We start from the raw sequence: 22,217 nt of genomic DNA on the forward strand, positions 1-22,217 counted from the left end.
GTCAGTCCCAGATCCCGACGTCTTCGAGGTGGCTGATCAGTCGCTGCGCCCCGTCGAGGAAGTGCGCCCGGGATTCGCGCCCGGCCTCCTCGGCGTCCCCCACGGCCATCGCGTCGATCAGCCGGTCGTGGCTCGCGATGGCGGCATCGCCCCAGCCGTGGTCCGCCGAGTAGAAGTGCACCGGCGTATACCGGGTCGCATTGAGCAGGAACCGGGAGAGCTTGGCGGAACCCGCCAACCGATTGAGGATCCGATGGAAGCCGAACTCGAGGTCCTCGATCCGTGCCGCATCCGAATCCTCCACGGCACGTGCCAGTTTCACATTGATGGCGCGGAGCTCGTCGAGGGTCTCCTTGTCGATTGCCGCGGTGGCCCTCGAGGTCAGCTCCTCGGCGATCTGCCCCTGCAGCCAGAAGACGTCGTTGATGTCGCCACGACTGAGAGCGGCGACGACGTACCCACGGTGCGGCACCAGCTCCACGAGGCCCTCGCTGCGCAGTGTCAGCAGGGCCTCGCGGACAGGGGTGACGCTGACCCCGAGTTCGGCGGCGGTCTCGTCGAGACGGATGAACTCGCCCGGCCGCACCCCGCCCGACATGATGAGGTTGCGGACGTGCACCGCGACGTCATCGGAGAGCTGGGGGCGGCGACGGAGCGCGCGCGCCTCCTTGGGGCGTGGTGTGGCGGACGAGGTCATCGAGTCTCCTTCTGACGGCAATCAGCTTAAACGCCTGCCAGCGGCTACAAGCCGTACGTCTTGCCGATGATGTCGCGCTGGATCTCGCTGGTCCCGCCGAAGTTGGTGGACACCAGCGCCCCGCGGACGTGCTTCTCCATGTCGAACTCGGTGGCGTAGCCGTACCCGCCCATCATCTGCATGCCCTCGAGGGCGACGCGCTTGGCGGTCTCCGTCGCCTTCAGCTTGGCCATCGAGGCCTCTCGGGCGAGGACCTTGTCCGGGTTGGCGTCCGCCTCGCGCGCGACGTTGTAGACGAGCAGCTTGGTGCATTCGATCTCGGTGGCGAGGTCCGCCATCCGGTGCCGCAGCGACTGGAAGCTGCCGATCGGCCGGCCGAACTGCTTGCGCTGGGTGATGTACCCGAGGGTGTCGTCGAAGGCCCGCTCCGCGGTCCCCAGGATCATCGCGGCAAGGATCAGCCGTTCGAAGTTCAGTCCGGTCATCAGCTGACGCCAGCCGTTCCCCACCTCGCCGACCACCGCATCCGCGGGGAGGACGCAGTCCGTGAAGTAGAGGTCGTTCGTCTCCTTCTGGCCGCCCATCAGCTCGATCGGGCTGATCTTCAGGCCGTCCGTGCGGGCGGGCACGTGGAACATGGTCATGCCCTCGTGCTTGTTCTCGCCGCGGCTCGTACGCGCGACGAGCAGGATGTTCTCCGAGATGTGGGCGTTGGAGCACCACGTCTTCTGGCCGTTGACCAGCCAGCCGTCCGAGGTCTGCTCGGCCTTGGTGCTCAGGTTCCCGACATCGGAGCCGGCCTCGGGCTCGGACATCGAGATCGACTGGGACGCACCGCGGACGATGCCGCGCAGCACCTCGTCCTTCTGCTGCGGGGTGCCGAACTTGGCGTATGCCCCGCCGGTGATGAGCGTCGGCCCGATCGCGCCGATCGGCAACATCCCGCGTTGGGTCTGCTCGAGCAGGATGCACATGTCGACCATGGTCGCGTCGGAGCCGCCGAATTCCTCGGGGATGGTCAGCCCGAGCCAGCCCAGCTCGGCCATCTTCTCGTATACGCCCTGGTTGTGATTGTGCGCGCCGTGATCCGTCAACTGATCGCGCTTCTCGCGCGTGCCGGCCTCGCGCTTGCAGAAGTCCGTGACGGCCTTGGCGAATGCCTTCTGTTCCGTGGTGAATTCAACGCTCATCTTCGTTGGCTCCCGCTGGTTGGGTGGGCGCACGGTGCGCGCCGGGGGATCAGTGTCGATGTGGTCTTGTCGGCGGGCCCGCCGCCGCCTAATGTGATGTCCATAACACTACATCACATCAAATATATTTGATGCGAAGTATCTAGAGGCGATCGGCGACGGAGGGAACTGTCCATGCCACAGCAGGCGGCCAAGAAGCACGAGCTCACCGAGACAGCCGGGTCTCCCGCGGGGGCGGGGGTGATCGAGTCGCTGGATCCGCGCACCGACGAGGTCATCGCCAGCTACCCGGTCGCGGATGCGGACGAGGTCGCGAGGGTCGTCGAGCGGGCTCGCCCCGCCGCGCGGTGGTGGGAGTCGCTGGGCTTCGACGGACGCAAGCGATGGCTGCTGGACTGGAAGACGGCGATCGCATCCGACGCGCAGGCCCTGGCTGCCGTGATCTCCCGCGAGACCGGGAAACCGCCGGGCGACGCCCTGCTGGAGGTGATGCTCACCGTCGAGCACCTGGATTGGGCCGCCCGCAACGCCGCCAAGGTGCTCGGCAAGAAGAAGGTGCCCGCCGGGTTGGTGAGCGCCAATCAGGAGGCGACCGTCCGATACCAGCCGCTCGGCGTGGTGGGGGTGATCGGGCCGTGGAACTATCCGCTGTACACGCCGATGGGTTCGATCTCGTACGCACTCGCGGCGGGCAACGCGGTGGTCTTCAAGCCGAGTGAGCTGACGCCGGGTGTCGCAGTGTGGATCGCCGACAAGTGGCAAGCGCTCGTCCCCAACCAGCCTGTGCTGCAGGTGATCACGGGTGACGGCGGCACAGGGACCGCGCTGTGCAGGGCCGGGGTCGACAAGGTCGCGTTCACCGGTTCGACGCCGACCGCCAAGAAGGTGATGGCCTTGTGCGCGGAGACCCTGACCCCGATGGTCGCGGAGTGCGGCGGCAAGGACGCGATGCTGGTGGACGCAGATGCGGATCTGGAGGAGGCGTCGAGTTTCGCCGTCTTCGGCGCCATGGGCAACGCGGGCCAGACCTGTGTCGGCGTGGAACGAATCTATGTGGCGGACGGGGTGTTCGACACGTTCGTGCAGAAGGTCACCGAGAAGGCCAAGCGGTTGCGACCCGGCGGTGCCCCGGACTCCTCGTATGGGCCGATGACGATGGCACGGCAGTCGGAGGTGGTGCGCGGGCAGATCGACGACGCCCTCGCCAGGGGCGGTCGCGCGGTGCTCGGCGGCCAGGAGTCGATCCGCGGGCCCTTCGTCGAACCGGTGATCCTCGTCGATGTTCCGGAGGACAGCAGCGCCGTCCGGGAGGAGACCTTCGGTCCGACGGTGGTGATCAATCGGGTCGCGGACCTGGACGAGGGGATTGCTGCGGCCAACGCCTCCAAGTACGGACTCGGTGCCTCGATCTTCACCGGTGACCGCAGGCGGGCGGTGGAGGCGGCCGAGCGGTTGCGAGCCGGAGTGGTCACGATCAACTCGGTGCTGGGATTCGCGGGCGTGGCCGCGCTCCCGTTCGGCGGGGTGGGGGAGTCGGGCTTCGGCCGGATCCACGGCGCCGACGGACTGCGCGAGTTCAGCCGCGCCAAGTCGGTTGCCCGGCAGAAGTACCGGGCGCCGTTGAACCTGCTGTCGATGGAACGTAAACCCCGGGACATGAAGATCGCCGCGTGGTTGCTCAAGACGCGGCACGGCCGGAGCTGAGAGGACACCATGTTGCTGGTGAACGAGAACCCGTCCCGACCGCGCGGCAGGTATGGCTGGCTCCACCGGATCGAGCAACTCGATCCGGCAACGGACAACCACGAGATCCATCGGATCACCGCCGGCTTCGAGTTTCCGTGGGACTATCAGCGCGCGCTCGAGTTCGCGCTGTTCCGGACCTACTGCGTGCCCACGATCTCCGCATTGCTGCGCCGGACCGGGGAGTTCGAGAAGCGGCCGCAGAAGCGCTATGACGACACCGCTCTGCTGATGGCAGAACTCGTCGAGCACGGCTACGACTCGCCCCGCGGCACGGAGTCGCTGCGAATGGTGAACCGGATGCACGCGAAGTACGACATCGACAATTCGGACATGTTGTACGTGCTGAGCACTTTCGCCTTCGATCCGTTGGACTGGATCGACCGCTACGGATGGCGCCCACTGCACCCGAACGAACGGCTTGCCTCCTTCCTCTTCTATCGGGAGGTCGGACTGCGGATGGGTATCAAGGACATTCCGGAGGACTTTCAGGAGTTCTACCGGTTCAAGATCGAGTACGAGGCCGAGCGCTTCCGGTACACCGAGGACAATCACCTGATCGGCGTCTACACCCGGGACCTGTTCTGTGCGTGGTTCCCCCGTCCGCTTCGGCCTGCCGTGCGTCAGGGGGTCTACGCGATGCTGGATCAGCAGATGCGCGCGGCCTTCGGGTTCCCGGCCGCACCGGCCTGGATGACGGGCGTCGCGCAGCGCGGATTGGTTGCCCGGTCCAAGGCTGTCCGGCTGCTGCCGCCGCGCAGGAGGTCGAAGGCCGCAAGGGACCCGCACAACCGGACCTATCCCGGATACCCGGTTGGCTACCGGCCGAGCGATCTCGGAGTGGACCAGAACCACGGTCGGGGCTGACCGGCGGGGAACGCGCGTCGTCCCGCGCTGCGGGAGCCTCGATGCGCGGGGCTTAGTGTCAAACGGTACCGTCTCGCCGGCAGGGGTCGACGAACGGGGAGTTACGTGCTGCAGGTCGATCCGAGGGATGCGGTGTTCCTCTATGTGGAGCGTCCCGTCGCCTGGCAGACCTTTCTGTCCGCCTACGCGTTCGTCCCCGATGGTTCGCAGGCTCACCCGGCCGATCGCCGGGAGATCGCCCAGTGGATCTCCGACCGCGCTCGCGGGATCGCGGTATTGCGCCAACGACTGGTCCGCGTCCCGTTCGACCTCGACCATCCCTACTGGGTCGAGGATCCCGAGCACTCCGTCGAGGATCACCTCTTCTTCCATGACGGCTCGGGATGGCAGGAGCTGCGCGAATGGATGGCGCAGCTCGTACAGCAGCCGATGGATCGGTCCAGGCCGCTGTGGGAACTCCACGTCGTCACCGGGGTCCGCGGTATCCCCGGCGTCGGGGGGGAGGCCACGGTCGCGGTGATGAAGTTCCATCACTCGATGGCGGACGGCGAGCTGAGCACCACCATCTCCAGGACGCTGTTCGCGGCAGGCCCGGTTCCGGCTGTTCGCCCCGGCGGGCCGGTCGCCGCCCTGCAGATACCGGCCCCGGCCGGTCTGTTCGCCTCCGCCGTCCGAGCGTGCCCGCGCAAGGTCGGCGAGCTCGTCGGCGGCCTGCGAGAGTTCCGCGCGACGCGCCACCGACTCCTGGTCGAGCGCGAGGAGGGCACGCACACCCTGCCCGTCGCGAAGCGGCCGCGGACCGTGCTCAACCAGCCGCTCGGCCCCGATCGGGTGTTCGACGTGGCGTTCCTCCCGCTCGACGAAGTGCGGGACATGAAGGCCGCGCTCGGCGAGGTCACCGTCAACGACCTCGTACTGACGGTGATCGCGGGCGCGTTGCGGAGGTACCTCCACGAGATCGATGGCCCGACTGCGGGTTCGCTGGCCGCCGCGGTTCCGATGTCCATCCGCCGCACCCGCGCCTCCGAGTCACGAAATCAGTTCCTCACGATGGCGGTGGACCTGCACACCGCCACGGTCGATCCGATCGCGCGGGCCCGCGCGATCCATCGGTCGGTCCTGGAGGAGCGCGAGCGGTTGAGCATTCCGGCCGAGGCCGTTGCGGCTTCCTGCGATGTCGTCGGGGTCATACCCGGATGGGCGATTCGAGCCGCGCTGCGGATCGGTTACGGACGGCCGAAGCGACGGGCGGACTCGATCCACTACGTCAACACTCTGGTCAGCAGCGTGCGCAGTGGCGGTGCGGACCTGCGCCTGTGCGATGCGACCGTGGTCGCAGGCTTCGGCCTCGCGCCGCTCGTGGGTTTGGGCGGGGTGGCCCACGCCATCGGCTCGGTGGGCAACTCCCTCACCGTCAATGTCACCGCCGATCCAGTGCAGTTGGCCGACATCCGCCGCTATCGCGAACTCCTTCTCGAGTCGTTTGCCGAGCTAAGGGACCAGATCTGCCTCGGGAATGGTTCGCCGGTACGGTTGGACATCGGGAGCGTCGCCTCGGGGTGAAGCGGCGCGTGTTGGGGATGAGGCGGTACATGGAGCAGATGCATCCGAGAGACACCGTATTTCTGTACGTGGAGAAGGAACAGGCCAAACAGGCCACCATGACCGCGTATGCCTTTGTGGCCGAACGTGATTCGGATCGACGTCCGGATCCCGCCGAGATCACCCGGTGGATCGCGGACCGCGCGGGCGGGATGGAGATCCTGCGACAGCGGGTTGTCCGCGTGCCGTTGGACCTCGACCATCCGTACTGGGCGGAGGACCCGGAGTTCTCCGTCGACAATCACCTCGTCTTCCACACGGCCGAGCGCTGGGAGGACGTGCGGACGTTGCTCGCCGACCTGCTGCAGAGCCCGATGGACGAGTCAAGGCCGCCATGGGAACTCCACGTGATCTCCGGCGTCCGCGGGATCGATGGCATCGCGGGTGAGGCCACCGTGGCGGCGCTGAAGCTGCATCACGCGGCGGCCGACGGCATGTTGAGCGCCGCGATCGCACGCCGCCTCTTCGCGGCGGAGCCGGACGAGCAGGACGAAATCGTCGAGGTCGTGGACCCGGCCGCGCCGCCGTCGCAGGTCGGAATGCTGGCGCGGGCGCTCGGATCGACCCCACGGAATCTGGGTCGGCTCGCACAGGAACTCCTCAGGGCGCGCTCGGCGCAGCGTGCAATGCAACTCGGGAGCGATCTGGGGCTGTACCGGACGCCCACCGCCGTTCGCCCGCGCACGACGCTCAACCAGCCGTTGGGCCCTGACCGGGTTTTCAACACCGCGATACTCCCGCTCGGCGGCCTGCGTGCGATGAAGGTAAGGCTCGGCGAGGTCACGGTCAACGACCTGGTGCTCGCCGTGATCGGCAGGGCGATGCGGAATTACCTGCACGCGTCAGGCGAGGTGCCTGCCGGTTCGCTGGGTGCTGGGGTCCCGATGTCGACCCGCTCGACAGTGGAGGCGACGTCGCGAAACCGGTTCGTGACCATGTACGTGGATCTGCACACCGAGACCGAGGATCCGGTCGAGCGGGTGCGGGAGATCCACGATTCGGTCCTCGAGGAACGGGTCCGCACGACCACTCCCGCGTCGCTGACGCTCGATGAGCTCCCCGGTGCCGTTCCCGGCGCCCTCCTTCGCGCGGGCCTTGCGGTTCTCGGCGCGCTGCCCAAGCCGGAGTCGTCGACTGTCAGCCTGGGGAACGCGCTCGTCTCGAACGTGCCCAAGGGGCCGGCGGACATGAAGCTCGGCGATGCGACGGTGGTCGCGAGTTTCGGCCTGTGCCCGCTCTCGGGGCTCGCCGGTCTTGCGCACCGGGTCGACAGCGTCGGGGACGTCCTCACGATCAACGTCACCGCGGATCCGCTGCAGTTGCCGGACGACGATCGATACGTCGAACTGCTGCACGAGTCGTACGACGAGCTCGAATCGGCGATCATGAGCGGCGCCACGGCCTGAGGCGACGGCTCGCGGCCGGTCAGCTGTGCAGCACCGTCAGCATGAGGGTCTGCATCCGGCCGCGGGCCTGTGCGCCGGTGTCGAAATGGAGTAGCCGGCCCACGTCGAGGGTCTGGCCGAGAGCCGCGTGCACCAGGAACCTGGCCTCGACCGCGGACAGCTCTGGCCGTACCGCGGTGAGCAGGTGGACCCACTCCTCGACGTGCAGGCGCTGCACGTTGCGGAGGTTGGTGCGCTCCTGCTTGGGCAGGTTGCCTATCTCCGAGAAGTACACGGAGAGCACCTCGGGATGCGTGAATGCCAGGTCGATATAGGTGGCCGAGAGTCGACTGAGCGCCTCATCCGGGTCGGTGGAGGCGGCGAGCGCCGCGGCCGTCGCCATGGCCAGGCGATCGGCCGCCCGGTGGAATGCGGCCGCCAGCAGGTCCGCCTTGCTGGGGAAGTGTCGGTAGACGCTGGACGCGTTGATGCCGGCTGCGGCGCCGATCTCCTCGATGCTCGACTCGTGATAGCCGCGGTCGTGGAAGATCTTCACCGCCTCCGCGAGCAGTAGTTCACGCTTGGACGTCACGGCGAGTCCGCGCTGTGCGGCGGGATCGTCGATCGTCGTCGTCGCGGGCGGCGCGCCGGCCAGGTCGCATCTCAACACGCCCCACGCGGTGCCGAGCAGGAGCTTCTCGATCTTGCGGTTCGCCAGCGCGGCGCTGTGGGCAGTGATGCTCCCGATCACGCTGAGCGCGGCTGCAGCGAGGATCACCGATTCGCGTTCGGTGAGGTCGGGTCGCAACGCGCGCAGCGGCCCCGCGACGTTCTGGGTCACCGCGACGAACTCGGTCCGCATCAGGTCCCGGTCGTCGGGTCGGAGGTAGCGGCCCTCCCACCGGTAGAGCCCACCGGTCTTGCGGCTTTCGACGGTCGTCACGATCAGTGCTCGCAGCACGGAATCCAACCGGAGCTCAGGGGTGCGGTCCGGATCGTCGGACTCGGCGGCGGCATCGGAGGCCGATCGGAGGGCGCCGACCGTTCCCATCGCGGCATGGACCAGCAAGGCGTACTTGTTGGGGAAATGGCGATAGAGGGCAGGGCCGGAGATACCGAGAGTGGCGGCGATGTCGTCCACGCCGACCGCGTGATAGCCCCGTTCACTGAAGGCCTGCGCCGCCACCAAGGCGATCTGCGCCTTGCGGTCCTTCGGTCGTCGCCGAACGGGCGCGGCGGCCGAAGCCGGCCGGCCGGTGGTCGTCTGGGGCATCGACGTCTCCTGACTTCGGTCGCAGCAATCCTAACCGAGAGCCTGGTGGCTTCGGCCCGAAAGCGAATTCGGGTTTCCGGTGCCGACGCCGACGCTTCCCCGTAGATCGCCATCGCAAAGTCCGGACTAGCAACGGCATTCGCTATTGACAACCTCGAGCAGGTGCATAAAAGTTAACGGTAATTCGCACGGTGTGAGCGTGCTCACTGGCGCGGGCCGGCCGTGGCCCGCACGTCGACCGCCGGCATGTGCGCCGAATCGAAAGGGGAAGCATGACCGTGTCCCGACCTGTGGGGGCCCTCCGATGACGGCGACCCCCGAGCTCGAGGTGATCGCCGGGCTGCGGGTCGAATTCGGCGATGGGATCCTGCGGATCACCGTCGACAGGCAGGAGCGGATGAACGCGATCGACCTGGCGACGATGGACGCCATGGGCGACCTGCTGACCGGGCGCGCGAAAGACCCGTCGGTCCGGGTCGTGGTGATCGGTGGAGCGCGCGCGGCCTTCTCGACCGGCGCCGACCTCGCCGCGGCGGCCGACGGTCCCGAGGCGGATCCCCGTGTCGTGATGGACTCGGCGAACCGGGTGGTCCGGGCGATCCTCACCCTGCCGATCCCGGTGATCGCGGAGGTGAACGGGGCGGCGGCCGGAGTCGGTGCGTCCATTGCCTTCGCGGCCGATCTGGCATTCGCATCGCCGAGTGCGTACTTCCTGTTGGCCTTCGTCAACGTCGGGCTGATGCCCGACGGTGGATCGAGTCTGCTCGTCCCTGCGGCGGTCGGGCGTGCAAGAGCGAGCGAGATGGCGCTGCTCGGGAGGAAGCTCGGAGCCACAGATGCCGTAGCCGCCGGATTGATCGCCCGGATGCTCCCCGAGGACGAACTGTCGTCTCATGTTCGAGCGGTCGCGGCCACGCTCGCCCGCGGTCCGCGGCGCGCGATCGAACTGACCAAACGCGCGCTGACCGCCACCACCCTCGCCCGAATCGACGAGACGCTCGAACGGGAAACCGAGGGCCAGATCGAACTCCTGGCAGCACCCGATTTCCGGGAAGGTGTCGCAGCGATGCTCGGTGGCCGGGCGCCCGAATTCGGCCGCTGAGGCACGACACGGCCTGCCCGGCGTGCATCCCGGACGGCCCGGGCCCTGATTGAACAAACGTCCAGTCAGGGCTGGCTTTCTCGATGCGAATCTGTGTTAACAAAAAGGCCTCGCGCTGGATCGCGTGTTGCCATACTGGGCGCATCCGTGAGGGTACGTCAGCCAGCCACACCGTGACAGGGAAGGAACACCAGGATGTCGCTCAGCGATGATCTGCTCTCGCAGCCGCTGCAGGCCCGTAGGAACCATTGGAACAATCAGGTCGCCACCCACGCGGCCATGCGGCCAGACGCGGTGGCGCTCCGTTTCCAGGGGGCCACCACCACGTGGTCCGAGCTGCACCTGCGCTCGGAGTCGTTCGCGGACGCACTCGCCCGGCGAGGTGTCGGGTTCGGCGACCGGGTTCTGCTCGTCATGCTCAATCGCCCCGAATTCCTCGAGGCGGTCCTCGCCGTCAATTCACTCGGCGCCATCGCGGTCCCGGTCAACTTCCGACTCACTCCGCCCGAGATCGCATTCATCGTGACCGACAGCGGCGCGACCGCGGTCCTGACCGACGTACCGCTGGCGCCCCTTGTCGCTGCTGTGCGAGCTCAGGTTCCTGCCCTGTCGACCTGTGTCGTCGTGGGGCAGCCGGGCGCGGACGGCGTGCTCGGCTACGAAGAACTGGTCGACGAGGACGGCGCGGCGCACGCGCCGATCGACCTGATCGAGGACACCCCCGCGCTGATCATGTACACCTCCGGCACGACGGGCAGCCCCAAGGGGGCGGTCCTCTCGCATGCGAACATGCAGGCGCAGGCCCTGACCTGTATCCGGGCCCTGCGGATGTCGGGTGGCGACGACGTCGGGTTCTGTGCCTCGCCGATGTTCCACATCGCCGCGCTCGGGAGCATGGCTCCGTCCCTGGTGCTCGGAGTGCCGACGGTGATCCATCCGCTCGGCGCATTCAACCCAACGGAACTGCTGGAAGTATGGGAGGCGGAGCGGGTCACCACAGCCTTCCTCGTGCCGGTGCAATGGCAGGCGGTGTGCGCGGAACCGACTGTCCGCCAGCGTGATCTGGCCCTGCGGGTGATCAGCTGGGGTGCTGCGCCGGCTTCCGACGTGGTACTGCACGCGATGGCGGACACCTTTCCCGACGCGGTCAACGTTGCGGTGTTCGGGCAAACCGAGATGTCGCCGATCACGTGTGTTCTGGACGGCGAGGACGCGGTGCGCAAGCTGGGATCGGTCGGAAAGGTCATCCCGACGATCCAGGCACGCATCGTGGACGACGAGATGAACGACGTGCCCGCGGGGCAGGTCGGCGAGATCGTCTACCGGGGACCGACCATGATGCGCGAGTACTGGCGGAACCCGCAGGGCACCGCGGATGCGTTCGCGGGCGGCTGGTTCCACTCCGGAGACCTGGTTCGGCAGGACGAGGAGGGGTTCATCTTCGTAGTCGACCGGAAGAAGGACATGATCATCTCCGGTGGGGAGAACATCTACTGCGCCGAGGTCGAGAACGCGCTGTTCGCACATCCGAAGGTATTGGAAGCGGCGGTGATCGGGCGACCGGACGACAGGTGGGGTGAGGTGCCCGTCGCCGTCGTGGCGCTGCGGGGTGACGATCTCACCCTCGGCGAGTTGTCCGAGTTCCTCGATGGTCGGCTGGCCCGGTACAAGCACCCGAAGGAGCTGGTCATCGTGGACGCGCTGCCGCGCAACGCCAGCGGCAAGGTGGTCAAGGGCGAGCTGCGCAAGGGCCACGGATCGATGTCGGTCAGAGCGGGCTGACACCCGCTCGGGGGCATGGACGACGGGGAGGGTCGTCCATGCCTCGCTCTCGCTTCGCGGGACCTCCGGTCCCCTGCTCGACGCGATAGAGCGGAATATTCACTAACACGGCTTTTCGGTAGAAGTCGTACCGGATGACACGTAATCCATTGGTATAGAGGATCAACAGAGTCCCCATTGGCGGCTTCCCGGCGAGGACCTCTCATCGAATTATATGAGAATCATCGTTCACTTAATCCTTGCGACGGAGTGCGAGCCGTGAGAGGCTTCACACATTCGACGTCCGCGGTTTCGACCGCGAACCGGTTGAGAGGGGGCTCTGGCGATGACATACGAACTACCGGTCGCCAAGGGGCCGGTTCGTGACGTCGCGAACCAGGGCGGGTACCTGATCGGATTCGCGGTTCTCTCGCTCGTGGCATTGGCCCGAGCGTTGTTCCGCCGCCGATTGTCCCTGCACGAGACCATCACTCAGACGTTGTTCATCGGCCGGGTCAGCACCGGCCCCTCATTGCTGCTGATGATCCCGATCGGCGTGTTCATCGCGGTGTCGGTTGGCGAGCTCGCGGGCCGGATCGGTGCGGGTGGGTACTCGGGTGCGGTGGTGGCATTCATCATCGTCGGGCAGGCCGCCGCGCTCGTGTGTGCGCTGATGATGGCGGGCGTGGCGGGCTCGGCGATCTGTACCGACCTGGGGTCACGCAAGATCCGGGAGGAGATCGATGCCATGGAGGTCATGGGCATCGACGTCGTCGAGCGACTGGTCGCGCCCCGGCTGGTCGCGGCGGTGGTGGTCTCGCTCGCGCTGTGTTCGATGGTGACCTTCGGCGGCGTGATGGCCTGCTACCTCTATCACATTTATGTTCAACATCTTCCGGCCGGAACGTTCATGTCGACCTTCAGCCAGTACGGACGGATGTCCGACTTCGTGATGGCGCTGGTGAAGGCGGCGGTCTTCGGTCTCACGTCCACCCTGGTCGCGACCTTCAAGGGCTTGCACACCAAGGCTGGGCCCCGCGGAGTCGCGGATGCGGTCAACGAGGCGGTGGTGATCGCCTTCGCCCTCGTGTTCATCGTCAACGCCGCACTCTCCGCGCTCTACACCGTGATCGTCCCGGCCGTGGGGTCCTACTGATGGTCGGCTTCGACACGATGGTCCGCGTCCGGCGTCAGTCGACCGTGCCCGCCAGAGCGGTCTACGGGGCTCTGGTCGACGTCGGCAGGCACGTGACCTTCTACGCGCGGACCGTCGCATCGATCCCGTTCGCGCTCACGAGGTATCGCAAGCATGTCCTCGGTCAGATCAGCGAGGTCAGCTTCGGTACCAATTCGGTGCTGTCCGGGGGCGGCACCATCGGAATCGTGTTCGCGATGTCCCTCGCCGCCGCGATGATGCTCGGCGTCGAGACGCAGCGCGGTCTCGAACTGGTCGGGATGACGACGATGTCGGGAATGCTCTCCGCCATCGCGAACACCCGCGAGCTCGCACCGGTCGTGGTCGCCATCGCGCTGGCGGCCAAGGTCGGCACCGGATTCACAGCCCAGATCGGCGCGATGCGGATCTCGGATGAGATCGACGCGCTGGACGCGATGGCAATTCGCTCGATCCCGTTCCTCGCCGGCACCCGGGTGCTGGCCGCCATGGTCTGCGTCCTCCCCATCTTCATGGTCGGATTGCTCGCGAGCTACCTCTCGACGCGGCTCGTGATCGTGTTCTGGGGCGGTGCCTCCGCGGGTACCTACGACTACTTCTTCCACCTGGCACTGTCCCCACAGGACCTCGTCTACGCCGCACTCAAGGCGGTGGTCTTCGCCGCGGTGGTCTCGTTGGTGCACTGCGCATACGGCTACTACGCCTCGGGCGGACCCGCGGGGGTCGGGCAGGCCGCGGGCCGCGCGCTGCGCACCGCGATCCTCGCGATCGGGATCCTCGATGTGCTGATGACCTTCGCGCTGTGGGGCCTGGTCCCCGAGATCCCCGGAATGGGGGTCTGAGGTGGACCAGTTCACGGGACGATCGCGTGGGTGGCTGGCGCTGCGCGGGGCGGTCGCGGTGCTCGTCGGTGCGCTCGTCGTGGTGACGCTGGTGCTACGCGGATCGGGGAACCTGCAGCGCGATCCCGAGGTGGTCGTCGCCATTCCCGCGTCGGCGGGCCTGATCACCGGTGAGGCGCCGGTGCGCTATTCCGGTGTCAATATCGGCAGGATTTCCGGAATCGAATCGGGCACAAAGTCTTCCGTGGTCCGCCTGCAGATCGATGCCGCCGCGATCGGGCAGGTGCCGTCCTCGGTCCGAGCGCGGGTGGTACCCCGGACGTTCTTCGGGGACATCTACATCCAGTTGGTCGACGACCCGAACGCCCTGGCTGGGGTCGCGCTCGCGGACGGTGACGCGATCGCTGTCGATGCCGGTCCGGACGCGGTGGCCCTCTACGGGATCTACACGAAGATGGTCGACGTCCTCGACCACATGCAGCCTCAGAAGATGCAGACCGCGCTGACCGCGCTGGGCCAGGCGCTCGACGGGCGGGGGGAGACGGTCGGCCGCATCGTCGACCGGCTCGGCTCGGCATCGCGAACGCTCGGCCCCGCCGCCGAGCAGTTCGTCGGGGCGACTCCCGATTTCCGTTCGGTGATGGCGGCGCTCGACACGGCGACACCGGACGTGCTCGCCACCCTGACCGCGGCGACATCGGTATCGCAGCGAATGGTCGATCACGGCGATCAGGTGGCGGCCATGCTCGGGAGCGCGGCGGGATTCGCCTCGGTGGCGGCGTCGTTCGTCGGCGAGCAGCGCGATCAGATCATCACCGTGGTCGATTCGACAGGCACGATCCTCGCGACCACCGCGGCGAACCCGGCCGGCCTGGTCGACACGCTGTCCGGGGCCGAGACCTTCGGGGCGGCGGGCGCTCGGGTGTTCGCCACGGGAAAGTTCAACATCACCGCGGTGCCGACCTTTCAGGGCCCGCTGCCGTACACGGCGTCCGACTGCCCGCGCTACGGCGACGAGTACGGCGCCGACTGCGGTGGGGCCCAGGTCTTGTCCGCCCAACCGGGACGCCAGGCCGTGGTCGATGTGGGACGCGAGGCCCCCGTGTTGAACCTTCTCGAGGCCGGCCTGCGCGAGAATCGCGCGACCGCCGACCCCGATGCCGTCCCGAACCCGGCCACCGTCGTCATGCTCGGACCGATGGTGCGCGGCAGTGAGGTGACCGTCCGATGAAGATCGGTTGGGTGCCCGCGCTGAAGGCCGTCGGATTCTGCTTGACCGGCCTGCTGTGCGGGTCGTTCGTGGTGAACACGCTGACGGTTCCTGTGCGCGGCGCCACCGACCGGTACACGCTCGAATTCACCGACGTGGAGGGCCTGAGCCCAGGCAACCCGGTGACCATGGCGGGTGTTCGGGTTGGGCGCGTCGAGACCATCGACTTCGCCGACGCGGGCGGCGGCACCAGCAAGGCCGTGGTCCGGATCGAGGTCGAATCGGAGCACCGACTGGCCACGGACGTCACCGCCGCGGTCCGATACGGCGACATGCTGGGCGCGCGCTATATCGCGCTGACCCAACCGGACGGCGCCGCGATCGACACCGTGGCGATCGGGCAGCGCCCGGCCGCCCTCGAACCGGGTGGGCTGATCCCGGTCGCGCAGACCACGCCGCCGGTGGACCTGACCGCTCTGATGAACGGGTTTCGTCCGCTGTTCGACGCGCTCGCCCCCGACCAGGTCAACACCCTCACCCGTGGATTCGTCGAGACCTTCAGCGGACAGGGGCAGACGATCGCCACCCTGCTCGCACAGATCGGCTCGCTCAGCACCGGGCTGGTCGATCGGCAGGACGTGATCGAGCAGCTGGTCGACAACCTGGTCTCGCTGCTCGGCTCGGTCGAAGCGAGGGCCCCTCAGCTCGAGCAGCTGCTCGCGGGGCTCAGCGGGCTGAGCACTTCGGTGGCCGGCAACAGCGACCAACTGATCGCACTGCTCGGCGACGGGAACCGGGCGGTCGCTCAGATGGCGCAGGCGATGGCCCGGTCCAACGGGGCCTTCGGGAGGTCCGTGACCGATCTGAAGGCGGTGACCGACAGCTGGGTCGCGAGCACCGACGAGTTCAACGCCTTCGTGGCCAAGATGCCGGAGTTCGGGGCCGCGATCAACCGGATGGGCAGCTACGGCGGATTCGTCAATCTCTACCTCTGCAACTTCACCCTGAAGGCGGGCGATGTGGAAGCAAACATCTTCGGCAGCACGCATTCGCCGGTGTGCTCATGATGTTCCTGGTGAAGCTGATCGACGTGGTCGTCGGCGCCACGCGGTTTCTGTTCACCGGCGAGCGACGGCCTGGCAGCGGCACGCCGATGGTGCTGGGCGCCCTCGGGATCATCGCACTGGTGGCGGGCCTCGGGATCGCGATCGGCGCGCCGAAGGCGTGGTATCTGGCGCGGACCGGTCCCTTTGTCGCCGAACTCGACAACGCCGCTGGGTTGTCCGGAGGTGACCCCGTTTACGTGGCAGGGGTCCCCGCCGGCCGGGTGGAGGGAATCGAGTTGTCGGGTGACCACGTCCGGGTCGACTTCCGGTTGGACAAGCAGCAGCCGCTCGGCAATCAGAGCACCGCAACCGTGCGGCTCAAGACGGTACTCGGCAAACGGTACCTCGAGATCGTGCCCGCCGGGGTAGACGACGGCGGCACCGTCATCCCGCGCTCCCGCACCACCGTTCCGTACAGCCTCGACGACGTCAGCAGGGACGCGACGGCGGCTGCCGAGGGTGTCGATGTCGACTCGATTCAGGCGATGATGACCACGCTGTCCCAGATCATGCCCGCCGATTCGGACCAACTCGGGAAGACCCTCGCCGGGCTCAGCGGCGCATCGGCCGCGTTCGCCGAGAATGGGCAGCAAATAGACGAACTTCTCGTCATGTCCCGTTCGCTCTCCGATCTCGTTGTCCGTCAGAGTGATTCGCTGGCGACGACGATGTCGAACGCGCAAACCGTGGTGCAGATCCTCGCCGTCAGGAAGCAGGCGCTGACCGAACTGGTGGACAACCTCAGCGCGGTGGTGTCGACCCTGTCCGCCTCGATGTCCGACCATCAGGAGGAGTTCGGACAGCTGGTCACGAACCTCGTGTCGATCACCGACACGCTGAAGGCGAACGCGGGCAACATCGAGGTGCTGATGGACCGGCTGCCACCCGCCCTCCGATCCGCGACCGATGCGACCGGTAACGGGGCCTGGACAGATGTCAACGCGCCTGCCGCGGTGATCCCGGACAACATGCTGTGTTCCCTCGGAGTGATGCAGGGGTGCAGATGACCGCCGCCCGATGGTCGCGAGTGGCGACCGCGCTGACACTCGCCGTCGCGCTGGTGACGGCGGGATGGTTCGTCTTCGCCCGCACCGACGACTCGAAGACGGTGTACGCGAACTTCAGCTACGTCAACGGGATCTACCCCGGTAGCAAGGTCACCGTGCTCGGAGTCCCGGTCGGGTCGGTGATCGCGGTACAGCCGCAGGGCACCTCGGTGCGTGTGACGATGACGGTGCCCGGCGAGGTGGAGCTGCCCGCAGACGCGAGTGCCTATGTGCTCAACCCGTCGGTGATCAGCGACCGGCACGTCGAACTCGGACCCACCTACGGTGGCGGGCCGATGCTCGCGGACGGTGCCGAGATCCCCATGGAACGCAGCCACGCCCCGATCGACTTCGACGGGCTGATGGGCAGCATCAGCACGCTCGCGGATGCCCTCGGTGGCGGTGCACCGGACCGGCCTGGTGGCAGCACCGGCGACCTGTTGACCGAGGTCGCGGACAACTGGCGCGGCAACGGCGACCAGTTCAACTCCGCCATCAAGAGCCTCAGTGCGGCAACGGGAGTGGTGGGAGCGCGGGCCGAGGACATCGGGGCGCTCGTGCGCAACATCAACACGCTGATGGTGGCGTTGGATGCCCGTCAGGTGAGCCTGGACTCCCTCGTCGCTGACCTCGGCGAGCTCGGGGACGAATGGTCGGCGCGGAAGATCGACATCGCCGGTCCGCTGCAGGACCTGCGCGTGGTGCTCGATCAGGTCAACGACTTCATGACCCGACACGGAGACGATGTCGGCACGATGGCCGAGAACACGCGGGTGCTCGGCGACACGCTTGCCGCGAACCAGGCCGGCCTCGCCGAGTTCATGGATGTGGTGCCGCTGCTGATGCAGAACCTCTCCAACACCGTCGGGCCCGACAATCGGGGCCGGATCCGGCTGAACGTCTCGACGTCGCTGACCCAGTTCGCTGTCGCGAAGCCGCTCTGTGACGCCTACCCGCTGCCGCTGTGTACCGGGGCCGGGTTCACCAATCCGATCTCGTTCCCGGTCAGTGCGTCTGACCCGCTGGGCATCGTCTCGGCGGTCACCGGGGCCGCGCAGGCGCCGAGGGGGAATTGATGCGCCGCACGTCGGTGGGTCTCGCTTGCGCCACGCTGGCAGGCAGTCTGCTCCTGTCGGGCTGTGGCGTCGGCATCGCGGACCTGCCGCTTGGCCGCTCGGCGGACGGTCCCGGCTACACGGTCACGCTGCAGCTCGCCACCGCGGATGGATTGCTGCCGGGTGCCGATGTGCGGGGTGGGCAGAAGGTGATCGGTCGCGTCGCGGGCCTTGCGACCGACACGGTGGGCGCGAGGGTCTCGTTGAGTCTCGAACTCGCGACCGAACTGCCGGACAACGTCGAGGCGTCTGTGGAACTGCCGTCCGCACTGGGGAACCCGTTCATCCGGCTCACCGAACCCACGCAGCCCTCATCGCGGCCGCTGCGGAACGGCGATGTCATCGCCGAGTCCCGCACGACGATCGGTCCGCAGATCGAGAGTGCGCTGGCCACCCTCGGCACGATCGTCAGCGGAAGCGGGCTGAGTCAATTGCAGACCGTCGTCGGCGAGTTGAACACGGCGTTCGCGGGCCGGTCGGGGGAGGTTCGGGGACTGATGGACACGCTGGCCTCGCTGATGGCGGGCGCGACAGCCAACCAGAGCGAGTTCGATGCCGCCATCGACCTCGCTGCACGGGTCTCGCAGCAGCTGGCAGATCAGCAACGGGTCGTCGACGGCTACCTCGACGCGATGCCGGGTGCGGTCGAACTGCTCACGCAGCAACGGGATTCCATCGCGTCGCTGCTCGCCTCGACGACCGCGCTCGCGACCAATACCGACGCCATCCTCGCTGCGTCGCCGCAGGGCATCGACGGCATGCTTGCCGATGCCGGCACGGTGATCGGGGCATTGAACAGCGTCAACGGCAGGATCGCCACGACGCTGGACAACATGAACACCTTCCTGGGGAACTTCGGGCGCTCGGTGCACGGGGACTACCTGAACTTCGATGGCGCGCTCGACATCCCGGGGGGCATCGACAAGTTGATCACCGGAGGAGCGCTGCCCGGCGGCGCCGCGAGCCCGCCCGCGGGCACGCTGACATCGCTGCTGACCGGCGGTGTCCCGCTGTCCGCGCCGGTCCCGGGTGGTGTCCGATGAGACGCCTCGTGCTCGTCCAGCTGGTGCTGTTCGCCCTCACGTCGGCGATCGTCATCCCGTTCGGTATCAATTACGTCCTCGGGCCGCAGGCGTTCGGGGACCCGGTCCGGGTGCATGCCACGATGACGGACGCGCTCGGGCTCACCGCGGGCACCAGCGTCACCTACCGGGGGGTCACGGTCGGGAAGGTGGCGGGGGTGTCGCTCGACCCCGACATCCGCGGTGCCCGTGTGGAGTTCGACCTGGACCCGGGGACCCTGATCCCGCGGGACAGCGTCGCCCGGGTCGGGATGGGGACAGCCGCGGGAATCCAGAACGTCGACATCTTCCCCAACACCGAGCTGGGTCCGTACCTCGCGGAGGGTGACGAGCTCGCCGCGCCCGCCGACGCGCAGCCGGTCCAGATGGGTCAGATGATGTTGCAGGCGGCCCGACTGCTCGAGGACATCGATCCGCAGGCGGTCAGCGATATCGGCACGGAGCTCGGCGCGTCGTTCGACGGTCTCGGTCCGGCGATGGCGAGCATGATCGATCACGGTGATCGGCTGTCGGCTCAGCTCGACGAGCAGGCTCCGATGCTCAAGGCCCTTCTCGAGCGGACCACGAGTCTGGTCGGAGCGATGGCGGGACAGTCCGATTCGTTCGGGCGGGGGATGGCGGCCGCGCGCAACTTCACCGAGCAGCTCGACTCGAACGCGCCGGTTCTCGTCTACCTCGCCGACACCTCCCCGCAGGCGCTCGGCAATGCCAGGACCCTGTTCGACCGCTACCACGACACGTTCGGGGCCGTGCTCGCGAACCTGGTGACCGTGGAGCCGATCATCTCGGATCGCAGCGATGCCCTCGCTGCCGGTCTCGTCGGTATTCCACAGGGCCTGGGCAAGCTGGAGTCGATCGTCACCGGGGACCGGGCGAACTTCGCTCTCGTCGCCACGCAGGGGCCGGTCTGCAGCTACGACACCGTGCGCAGGGCGGTCGGCGACGTGAGTCCGACCGAAACCGATCTCACCTACTACTGCCCGCCGGGATCGAACATCGCTCAGCGTGGCGCCAGGAACGCACCCCGTCCCGACGAGCTGGGCCTGCAGAACGCCACAACGCCGGGGACCCCCATCGGTCCCCCCGTTGTCGCCGACCCGATCCTCATCCCCACCGGGGTCGAGGCATTGAACTACTGGAAATCGCTTCTGGAGGATCTCGGACGATGACAACCGACAGCATCACAGCCACTACGCCGCGGGAGTCCGACGCACCCCCGCCCACCGCGGAGAGCGAGATCGGGCCCGTGCCGCCACGTCGCGCGATCGCTTCGCTGCGTCGACCGTCGGCGCTCGTGGCGCTGCTGTTGGTGCTCGCGCTGCTCGCCACGACGGCGGTGTTGACGATCCAGGTACTCCGTGCCCGGCACGTCGACGCGCTACGCGCCGAGGCGGTCGACATCGCGCGGGAGTACTCGGTGGCGATGTCCTCGTTCGACTTCCAGAGCCTGGATGCGAACCGGGACGCGATCATGGAGATGTCGACCCCGGCCTTCGCGGACAAGTACAGCCAGATGGTCGACGCGCTCGCGCAGATCGTCACGGAGGGCAAGGGCCAGGCGACCGCGACCGCGGACCACGTGGCGGTCGAGCGCATCGACGACTCATCCGCGCTGGTGCTCGTCTTCGTGGACCAGCAGGCGAAGAACGTCGTCTCGCCCGACGGCAACTCCCAGAAGTACCGGATGGTGGTCTCTCTCGTCCGTGAGGGCGACCGATGGATCGTCGACAACGTCGACACCAAATAGTCACGGACGAGGACTGGGGAAGCGATGCCCACTCACCACTCGGGTGCCCCGGCCGGCGGATCGGCCCTGACCGCGGCACAGACCCGGATCCGGATCACCTCGTCCGCGCGCAGGTGGACGCGGCGACCCGCGCACATCTCCGAGGCATTGGACTTCTGGTCCTTCGCCGGCGGCGCGGCGAACGTGGTCATGCAGTTGAGCAGGCCCGAGGTGGCCTACGGGGTGATCGAGAGCAAGGTGGAGTCCGGCAGCCTGATGCGCCATCCCTGGAAGCGGGCCAGGACGACCTTTCAGTACCTCACCGTCGCGATTCTGGGAACCGACGAAGAACGCCTGGCCTACCGGGAGGCGGTCAACGTCGCACACCGGCAGGTGCGCTCGGGCGAGAACAGCCCAGTCAAGTACAACGCCTTCAACCGCGAGCTCCAGATGTGGGTGGCGGCCTGCCTGTACATCGGGTTCGAGGACACCCACCAGCTCCTGCACGGAGCGATGTCCGAGGAACAGAAGGAGTCGTTCTATCAATCGTCGAGCACACTGGGCACGACCCTGCAGGTCACCGAGGAGATGTGGCCGGCCACCCGGGCCGACTTCGACAGTTACTGGAACAACGCCTGCCTGCGGGTGTCGATGGACGACACGGTCCGCGCCTATCTTATGGCCCTGGTGAACCTGCGGATGATCGGGTGGCCGCTGCGGCTCGTCTTCGGAAACCTGTTGACGTTCCTGACCGTCGGTTTCCTGCCGCCGCTGTTCCGCGAGCAGCTCCGGGTCGAGTGGAACGAGGACGATCGCAGGCGATTCGAGCACCTGTTCGTATTCGTCTCGTTCGTCAATCGGTTCCTGCCTCGGTTCGTCCGGCACGGAGCCAACTACGTGCTGATGCGCGACATTCGCCGGCGGATCGGCGCCGGACGGGCGCTGATCTAGTCCGCGGGGGCGGGTTTCGCCGAAATGTGATGAACGATAAGTTACTCGCTAGTAACAGTCGGGTGCTGGTAGCAAATAGCGCGTAACGCGTGTCGGCTGAATGGGTCTCCCGTCTTTGGTGTGCGATGATTTCGGTTGCTGTATTGCAGGTCATCAGCGACTGCGTGCTGTGACGGGGGTCATTGGGAGGTGGAGGCAGGCTCCGCAACCTGCACAGGCCGATCGAGCGATCCTCGACGCGGTCGATGGGCCGTGCGCGCTGTTCACCGATGGCGGGCACCCTCGCTGACGTGGACTTATGTGTGCGGCGCAGGGTTACTTCGGGAAAACGGCTAACGCGGATCG

Annotated in this window: 19 protein-coding genes; 16 read left to right on the forward strand and 3 right to left on the reverse strand. The window is 67.3% G+C overall.

Annotated features, from left to right (window positions below; all coding sequences use genetic code 11):
- Position 1 precedes the first annotated feature (1 nt).
- Positions 2-697, reverse strand: coding sequence for a GntR family transcriptional regulator (locus ABIC28_RS01315; protein ID WP_097211051.1), 696 nt, complete (start codon positions 695-697; stop codon positions 2-4).
- A 44-nt stretch (positions 698-741) separates the two neighbouring features.
- Positions 742-1,887: an acyl-CoA dehydrogenase family protein gene (locus ABIC28_RS01320; protein WP_354577194.1), complete on the reverse strand. Its 1,146-nt coding sequence runs from the start codon at positions 1,885-1,887 to the stop codon at positions 742-744.
- A 174-nt stretch (positions 1,888-2,061) separates the two neighbouring features.
- On the opposite strand from ABIC28_RS01320, the gene ABIC28_RS01325 reads away from it, so the two are divergent.
- The 4 genes from ABIC28_RS01325 to ABIC28_RS01340 all read left to right on the forward strand — a co-directional run bounded on the left by ABIC28_RS01325 (position 2,062) and on the right by ABIC28_RS01340 (position 7,505).
- On the forward strand, positions 2,062-3,591 hold the full coding sequence (locus tag ABIC28_RS01325) for an aldehyde dehydrogenase family protein (RefSeq protein WP_209928713.1): 1,530 nt from the start codon (positions 2,062-2,064) through the stop codon (positions 3,589-3,591).
- Between the two features lie 9 nt (positions 3,592-3,600).
- Positions 3,601-4,497 carry an oxygenase MpaB family protein gene (locus tag ABIC28_RS01330; RefSeq protein WP_502944979.1) on the forward strand — a complete coding sequence of 299 codons (897 nt, stop codon included), beginning with the start codon at positions 3,601-3,603 and terminating at the stop codon, positions 4,495-4,497.
- 105 nt (positions 4,498-4,602) lie between these two features.
- Complete coding sequence (locus tag ABIC28_RS01335) at positions 4,603-6,060, forward strand: wax ester/triacylglycerol synthase domain-containing protein (RefSeq protein ID WP_097211055.1); 1,458 nt, start codon at positions 4,603-4,605, stop codon at positions 6,058-6,060.
- A 29-nt stretch (positions 6,061-6,089) separates the two neighbouring features.
- Complete coding sequence (locus ABIC28_RS01340; RefSeq protein WP_179800492.1) at positions 6,090-7,505, forward strand: wax ester/triacylglycerol synthase domain-containing protein; 1,416 nt, start codon at positions 6,090-6,092, stop codon at positions 7,503-7,505.
- Positions 7,506-7,524: 19 nt separating this feature from the next.
- On the opposite strand, the gene ABIC28_RS01345 is transcribed toward ABIC28_RS01340, so the two are convergent.
- Positions 7,525-8,757 carry a TetR/AcrR family transcriptional regulator gene (locus ABIC28_RS01345; protein ID WP_269588643.1) on the reverse strand — a complete coding sequence of 411 codons (1,233 nt, stop codon included), beginning with the start codon at positions 8,755-8,757 and terminating at the stop codon, positions 7,525-7,527.
- A 304-nt stretch (positions 8,758-9,061) separates the two neighbouring features.
- Here ABIC28_RS01345 and ABIC28_RS01350 point away from each other — a divergent pair, with 304 nt between their 5' ends.
- From ABIC28_RS01350 to ABIC28_RS01405, 12 genes are all read left to right on the forward strand, one after another.
- On the forward strand, positions 9,062-9,859 hold the full coding sequence (locus tag ABIC28_RS01350; RefSeq protein WP_354577200.1) for an enoyl-CoA hydratase: 798 nt from the start codon (positions 9,062-9,064) through the stop codon (positions 9,857-9,859).
- Positions 9,860-10,054: 195 nt separating this feature from the next.
- Entirely contained in the window at positions 10,055-11,641 is a 1,587-nt protein-coding gene (gene fadD5 / locus ABIC28_RS01355) for a fatty-acid--CoA ligase FadD5 (protein ID WP_097211059.1), read from the forward strand.
- A gap of 325 nt (positions 11,642-11,966) precedes the next feature.
- Entirely contained in the window at positions 11,967-12,776 is an 810-nt protein-coding gene (locus ABIC28_RS01360; protein WP_354577203.1) for an MlaE family ABC transporter permease, read from the forward strand.
- A complete protein-coding gene (locus ABIC28_RS01365) occupies positions 12,776-13,636 on the forward strand; it encodes an MlaE family ABC transporter permease (RefSeq protein WP_097211061.1) in 861 nt (286 codons plus the stop codon). Before ABIC28_RS01360 ends, ABIC28_RS01365 begins: the two co-directional genes overlap by 1 nt.
- A gap of 1 nt (position 13,637) precedes the next feature.
- Positions 13,638-14,867, forward strand: a complete 1,230-nt coding sequence (locus ABIC28_RS01370; RefSeq protein WP_209928721.1) for an MCE family protein — start codon at positions 13,638-13,640, stop codon at positions 14,865-14,867.
- Positions 14,864-15,913: an MCE family protein gene (locus ABIC28_RS01375; RefSeq protein ID WP_097211063.1), complete on the forward strand. Its 1,050-nt coding sequence runs from the start codon at positions 14,864-14,866 to the stop codon at positions 15,911-15,913. Before ABIC28_RS01370 ends, ABIC28_RS01375 begins: the two co-directional genes overlap by 4 nt.
- A complete protein-coding gene (locus tag ABIC28_RS01380) occupies positions 15,913-16,959 on the forward strand; it encodes an MCE family protein (RefSeq protein ID WP_097211107.1) in 1,047 nt (348 codons plus the stop codon). The genes ABIC28_RS01375 and ABIC28_RS01380 overlap by 1 nt, the downstream gene beginning before the upstream one ends.
- The gene (locus tag ABIC28_RS01385; protein ID WP_354577206.1) at positions 16,956-18,074 is read left to right on the forward strand and encodes an MCE family protein; all 1,119 of its coding nucleotides are present in this window, start codon (positions 16,956-16,958) and stop codon (positions 18,072-18,074) included. The genes ABIC28_RS01380 and ABIC28_RS01385 overlap by 4 nt, the downstream gene beginning before the upstream one ends.
- Positions 18,074-19,156 (forward strand): MCE family protein, encoded by a 1,083-nt coding sequence (locus ABIC28_RS01390; protein ID WP_097211065.1) that lies wholly within the window; start codon positions 18,074-18,076, stop codon positions 19,154-19,156. Before ABIC28_RS01385 ends, ABIC28_RS01390 begins: the two co-directional genes overlap by 1 nt.
- Positions 19,153-20,364 carry an MlaD family protein gene (locus ABIC28_RS01395; RefSeq protein WP_354577208.1) on the forward strand — a complete coding sequence of 404 codons (1,212 nt, stop codon included), beginning with the start codon at positions 19,153-19,155 and terminating at the stop codon, positions 20,362-20,364. Before ABIC28_RS01390 ends, ABIC28_RS01395 begins: the two co-directional genes overlap by 4 nt.
- Positions 20,361-20,942, forward strand: coding sequence for an Rv1363c family protein (locus ABIC28_RS01400; RefSeq protein ID WP_179800493.1), 582 nt, complete (start codon positions 20,361-20,363; stop codon positions 20,940-20,942). The genes ABIC28_RS01395 and ABIC28_RS01400 overlap by 4 nt, the downstream gene beginning before the upstream one ends.
- Before the next feature lie 24 nt (positions 20,943-20,966).
- Positions 20,967-21,872: an oxygenase MpaB family protein gene (locus tag ABIC28_RS01405; protein ID WP_354577211.1), complete on the forward strand. Its 906-nt coding sequence runs from the start codon at positions 20,967-20,969 to the stop codon at positions 21,870-21,872.
- Positions 21,873-22,217: the final 345 nt, after the last annotated feature.

This window comes from Rhodococcus sp. PvR044 (assembly GCF_040548995.1).
Classification (GTDB): Bacteria; Actinomycetota; Actinomycetes; order Mycobacteriales; family Mycobacteriaceae; genus Rhodococcus_G; species Rhodococcus_G oryzae.

Bases quoted from the DNA above. Each gene is read 5' to 3' on its own strand.
- ABIC28_RS01340 (WP_179800492.1), top strand. From the start codon at position 6,090: ATGGAGCAGATGCATCCGAGAGACACCGTATTTCTGTACGTGGAGAAG.
- ABIC28_RS01375 (WP_097211063.1), top strand. From the start codon at position 14,864: ATGAAGATCGGTTGGGTGCCCGCGCTGAAGGCCGTCGGATTCTGCTTG.
- ABIC28_RS01385 (WP_354577206.1), top strand. From the start codon at position 16,956: ATGACCGCCGCCCGATGGTCGCGAGTGGCGACCGCGCTGACACTCGCC.
- ABIC28_RS01360 (WP_354577203.1), top strand. From the start codon at position 11,967: ATGACATACGAACTACCGGTCGCCAAGGGGCCGGTTCGTGACGTCGCG.
- ABIC28_RS01390 (WP_097211065.1), top strand. From the start codon at position 18,074: ATGCGCCGCACGTCGGTGGGTCTCGCTTGCGCCACGCTGGCAGGCAGT.
- ABIC28_RS01345 (WP_269588643.1), bottom strand. From the start codon at position 8,757: ATGCCCCAGACGACCACCGGCCGGCCGGCTTCGGCCGCCGCGCCCGTT.
- ABIC28_RS01405 (WP_354577211.1), top strand. From the start codon at position 20,967: ATGCCCACTCACCACTCGGGTGCCCCGGCCGGCGGATCGGCCCTGACC.
- ABIC28_RS01325 (WP_209928713.1), top strand. From the start codon at position 2,062: ATGCCACAGCAGGCGGCCAAGAAGCACGAGCTCACCGAGACAGCCGGG.
- ABIC28_RS01320 (WP_354577194.1), bottom strand. From the start codon at position 1,887: ATGAGCGTTGAATTCACCACGGAACAGAAGGCATTCGCCAAGGCCGTC.
- fadD5 (WP_097211059.1), top strand. From the start codon at position 10,055: ATGTCGCTCAGCGATGATCTGCTCTCGCAGCCGCTGCAGGCCCGTAGG.
- ABIC28_RS01400 (WP_179800493.1), top strand. From the start codon at position 20,361: ATGACAACCGACAGCATCACAGCCACTACGCCGCGGGAGTCCGACGCA.
- ABIC28_RS01315 (WP_097211051.1), bottom strand. From the start codon at position 697: ATGACCTCGTCCGCCACACCACGCCCCAAGGAGGCGCGCGCGCTCCGT.
- ABIC28_RS01350 (WP_354577200.1), top strand. From the start codon at position 9,062: ATGACGGCGACCCCCGAGCTCGAGGTGATCGCCGGGCTGCGGGTCGAA.
- ABIC28_RS01365 (WP_097211061.1), top strand. From the start codon at position 12,776: ATGGTCGGCTTCGACACGATGGTCCGCGTCCGGCGTCAGTCGACCGTG.
- ABIC28_RS01395 (WP_354577208.1), top strand. From the start codon at position 19,153: ATGAGACGCCTCGTGCTCGTCCAGCTGGTGCTGTTCGCCCTCACGTCG.
- ABIC28_RS01380 (WP_097211107.1), top strand. From the start codon at position 15,913: ATGTTCCTGGTGAAGCTGATCGACGTGGTCGTCGGCGCCACGCGGTTT.
- ABIC28_RS01330 (WP_502944979.1), top strand. From the start codon at position 3,601: ATGTTGCTGGTGAACGAGAACCCGTCCCGACCGCGCGGCAGGTATGGC.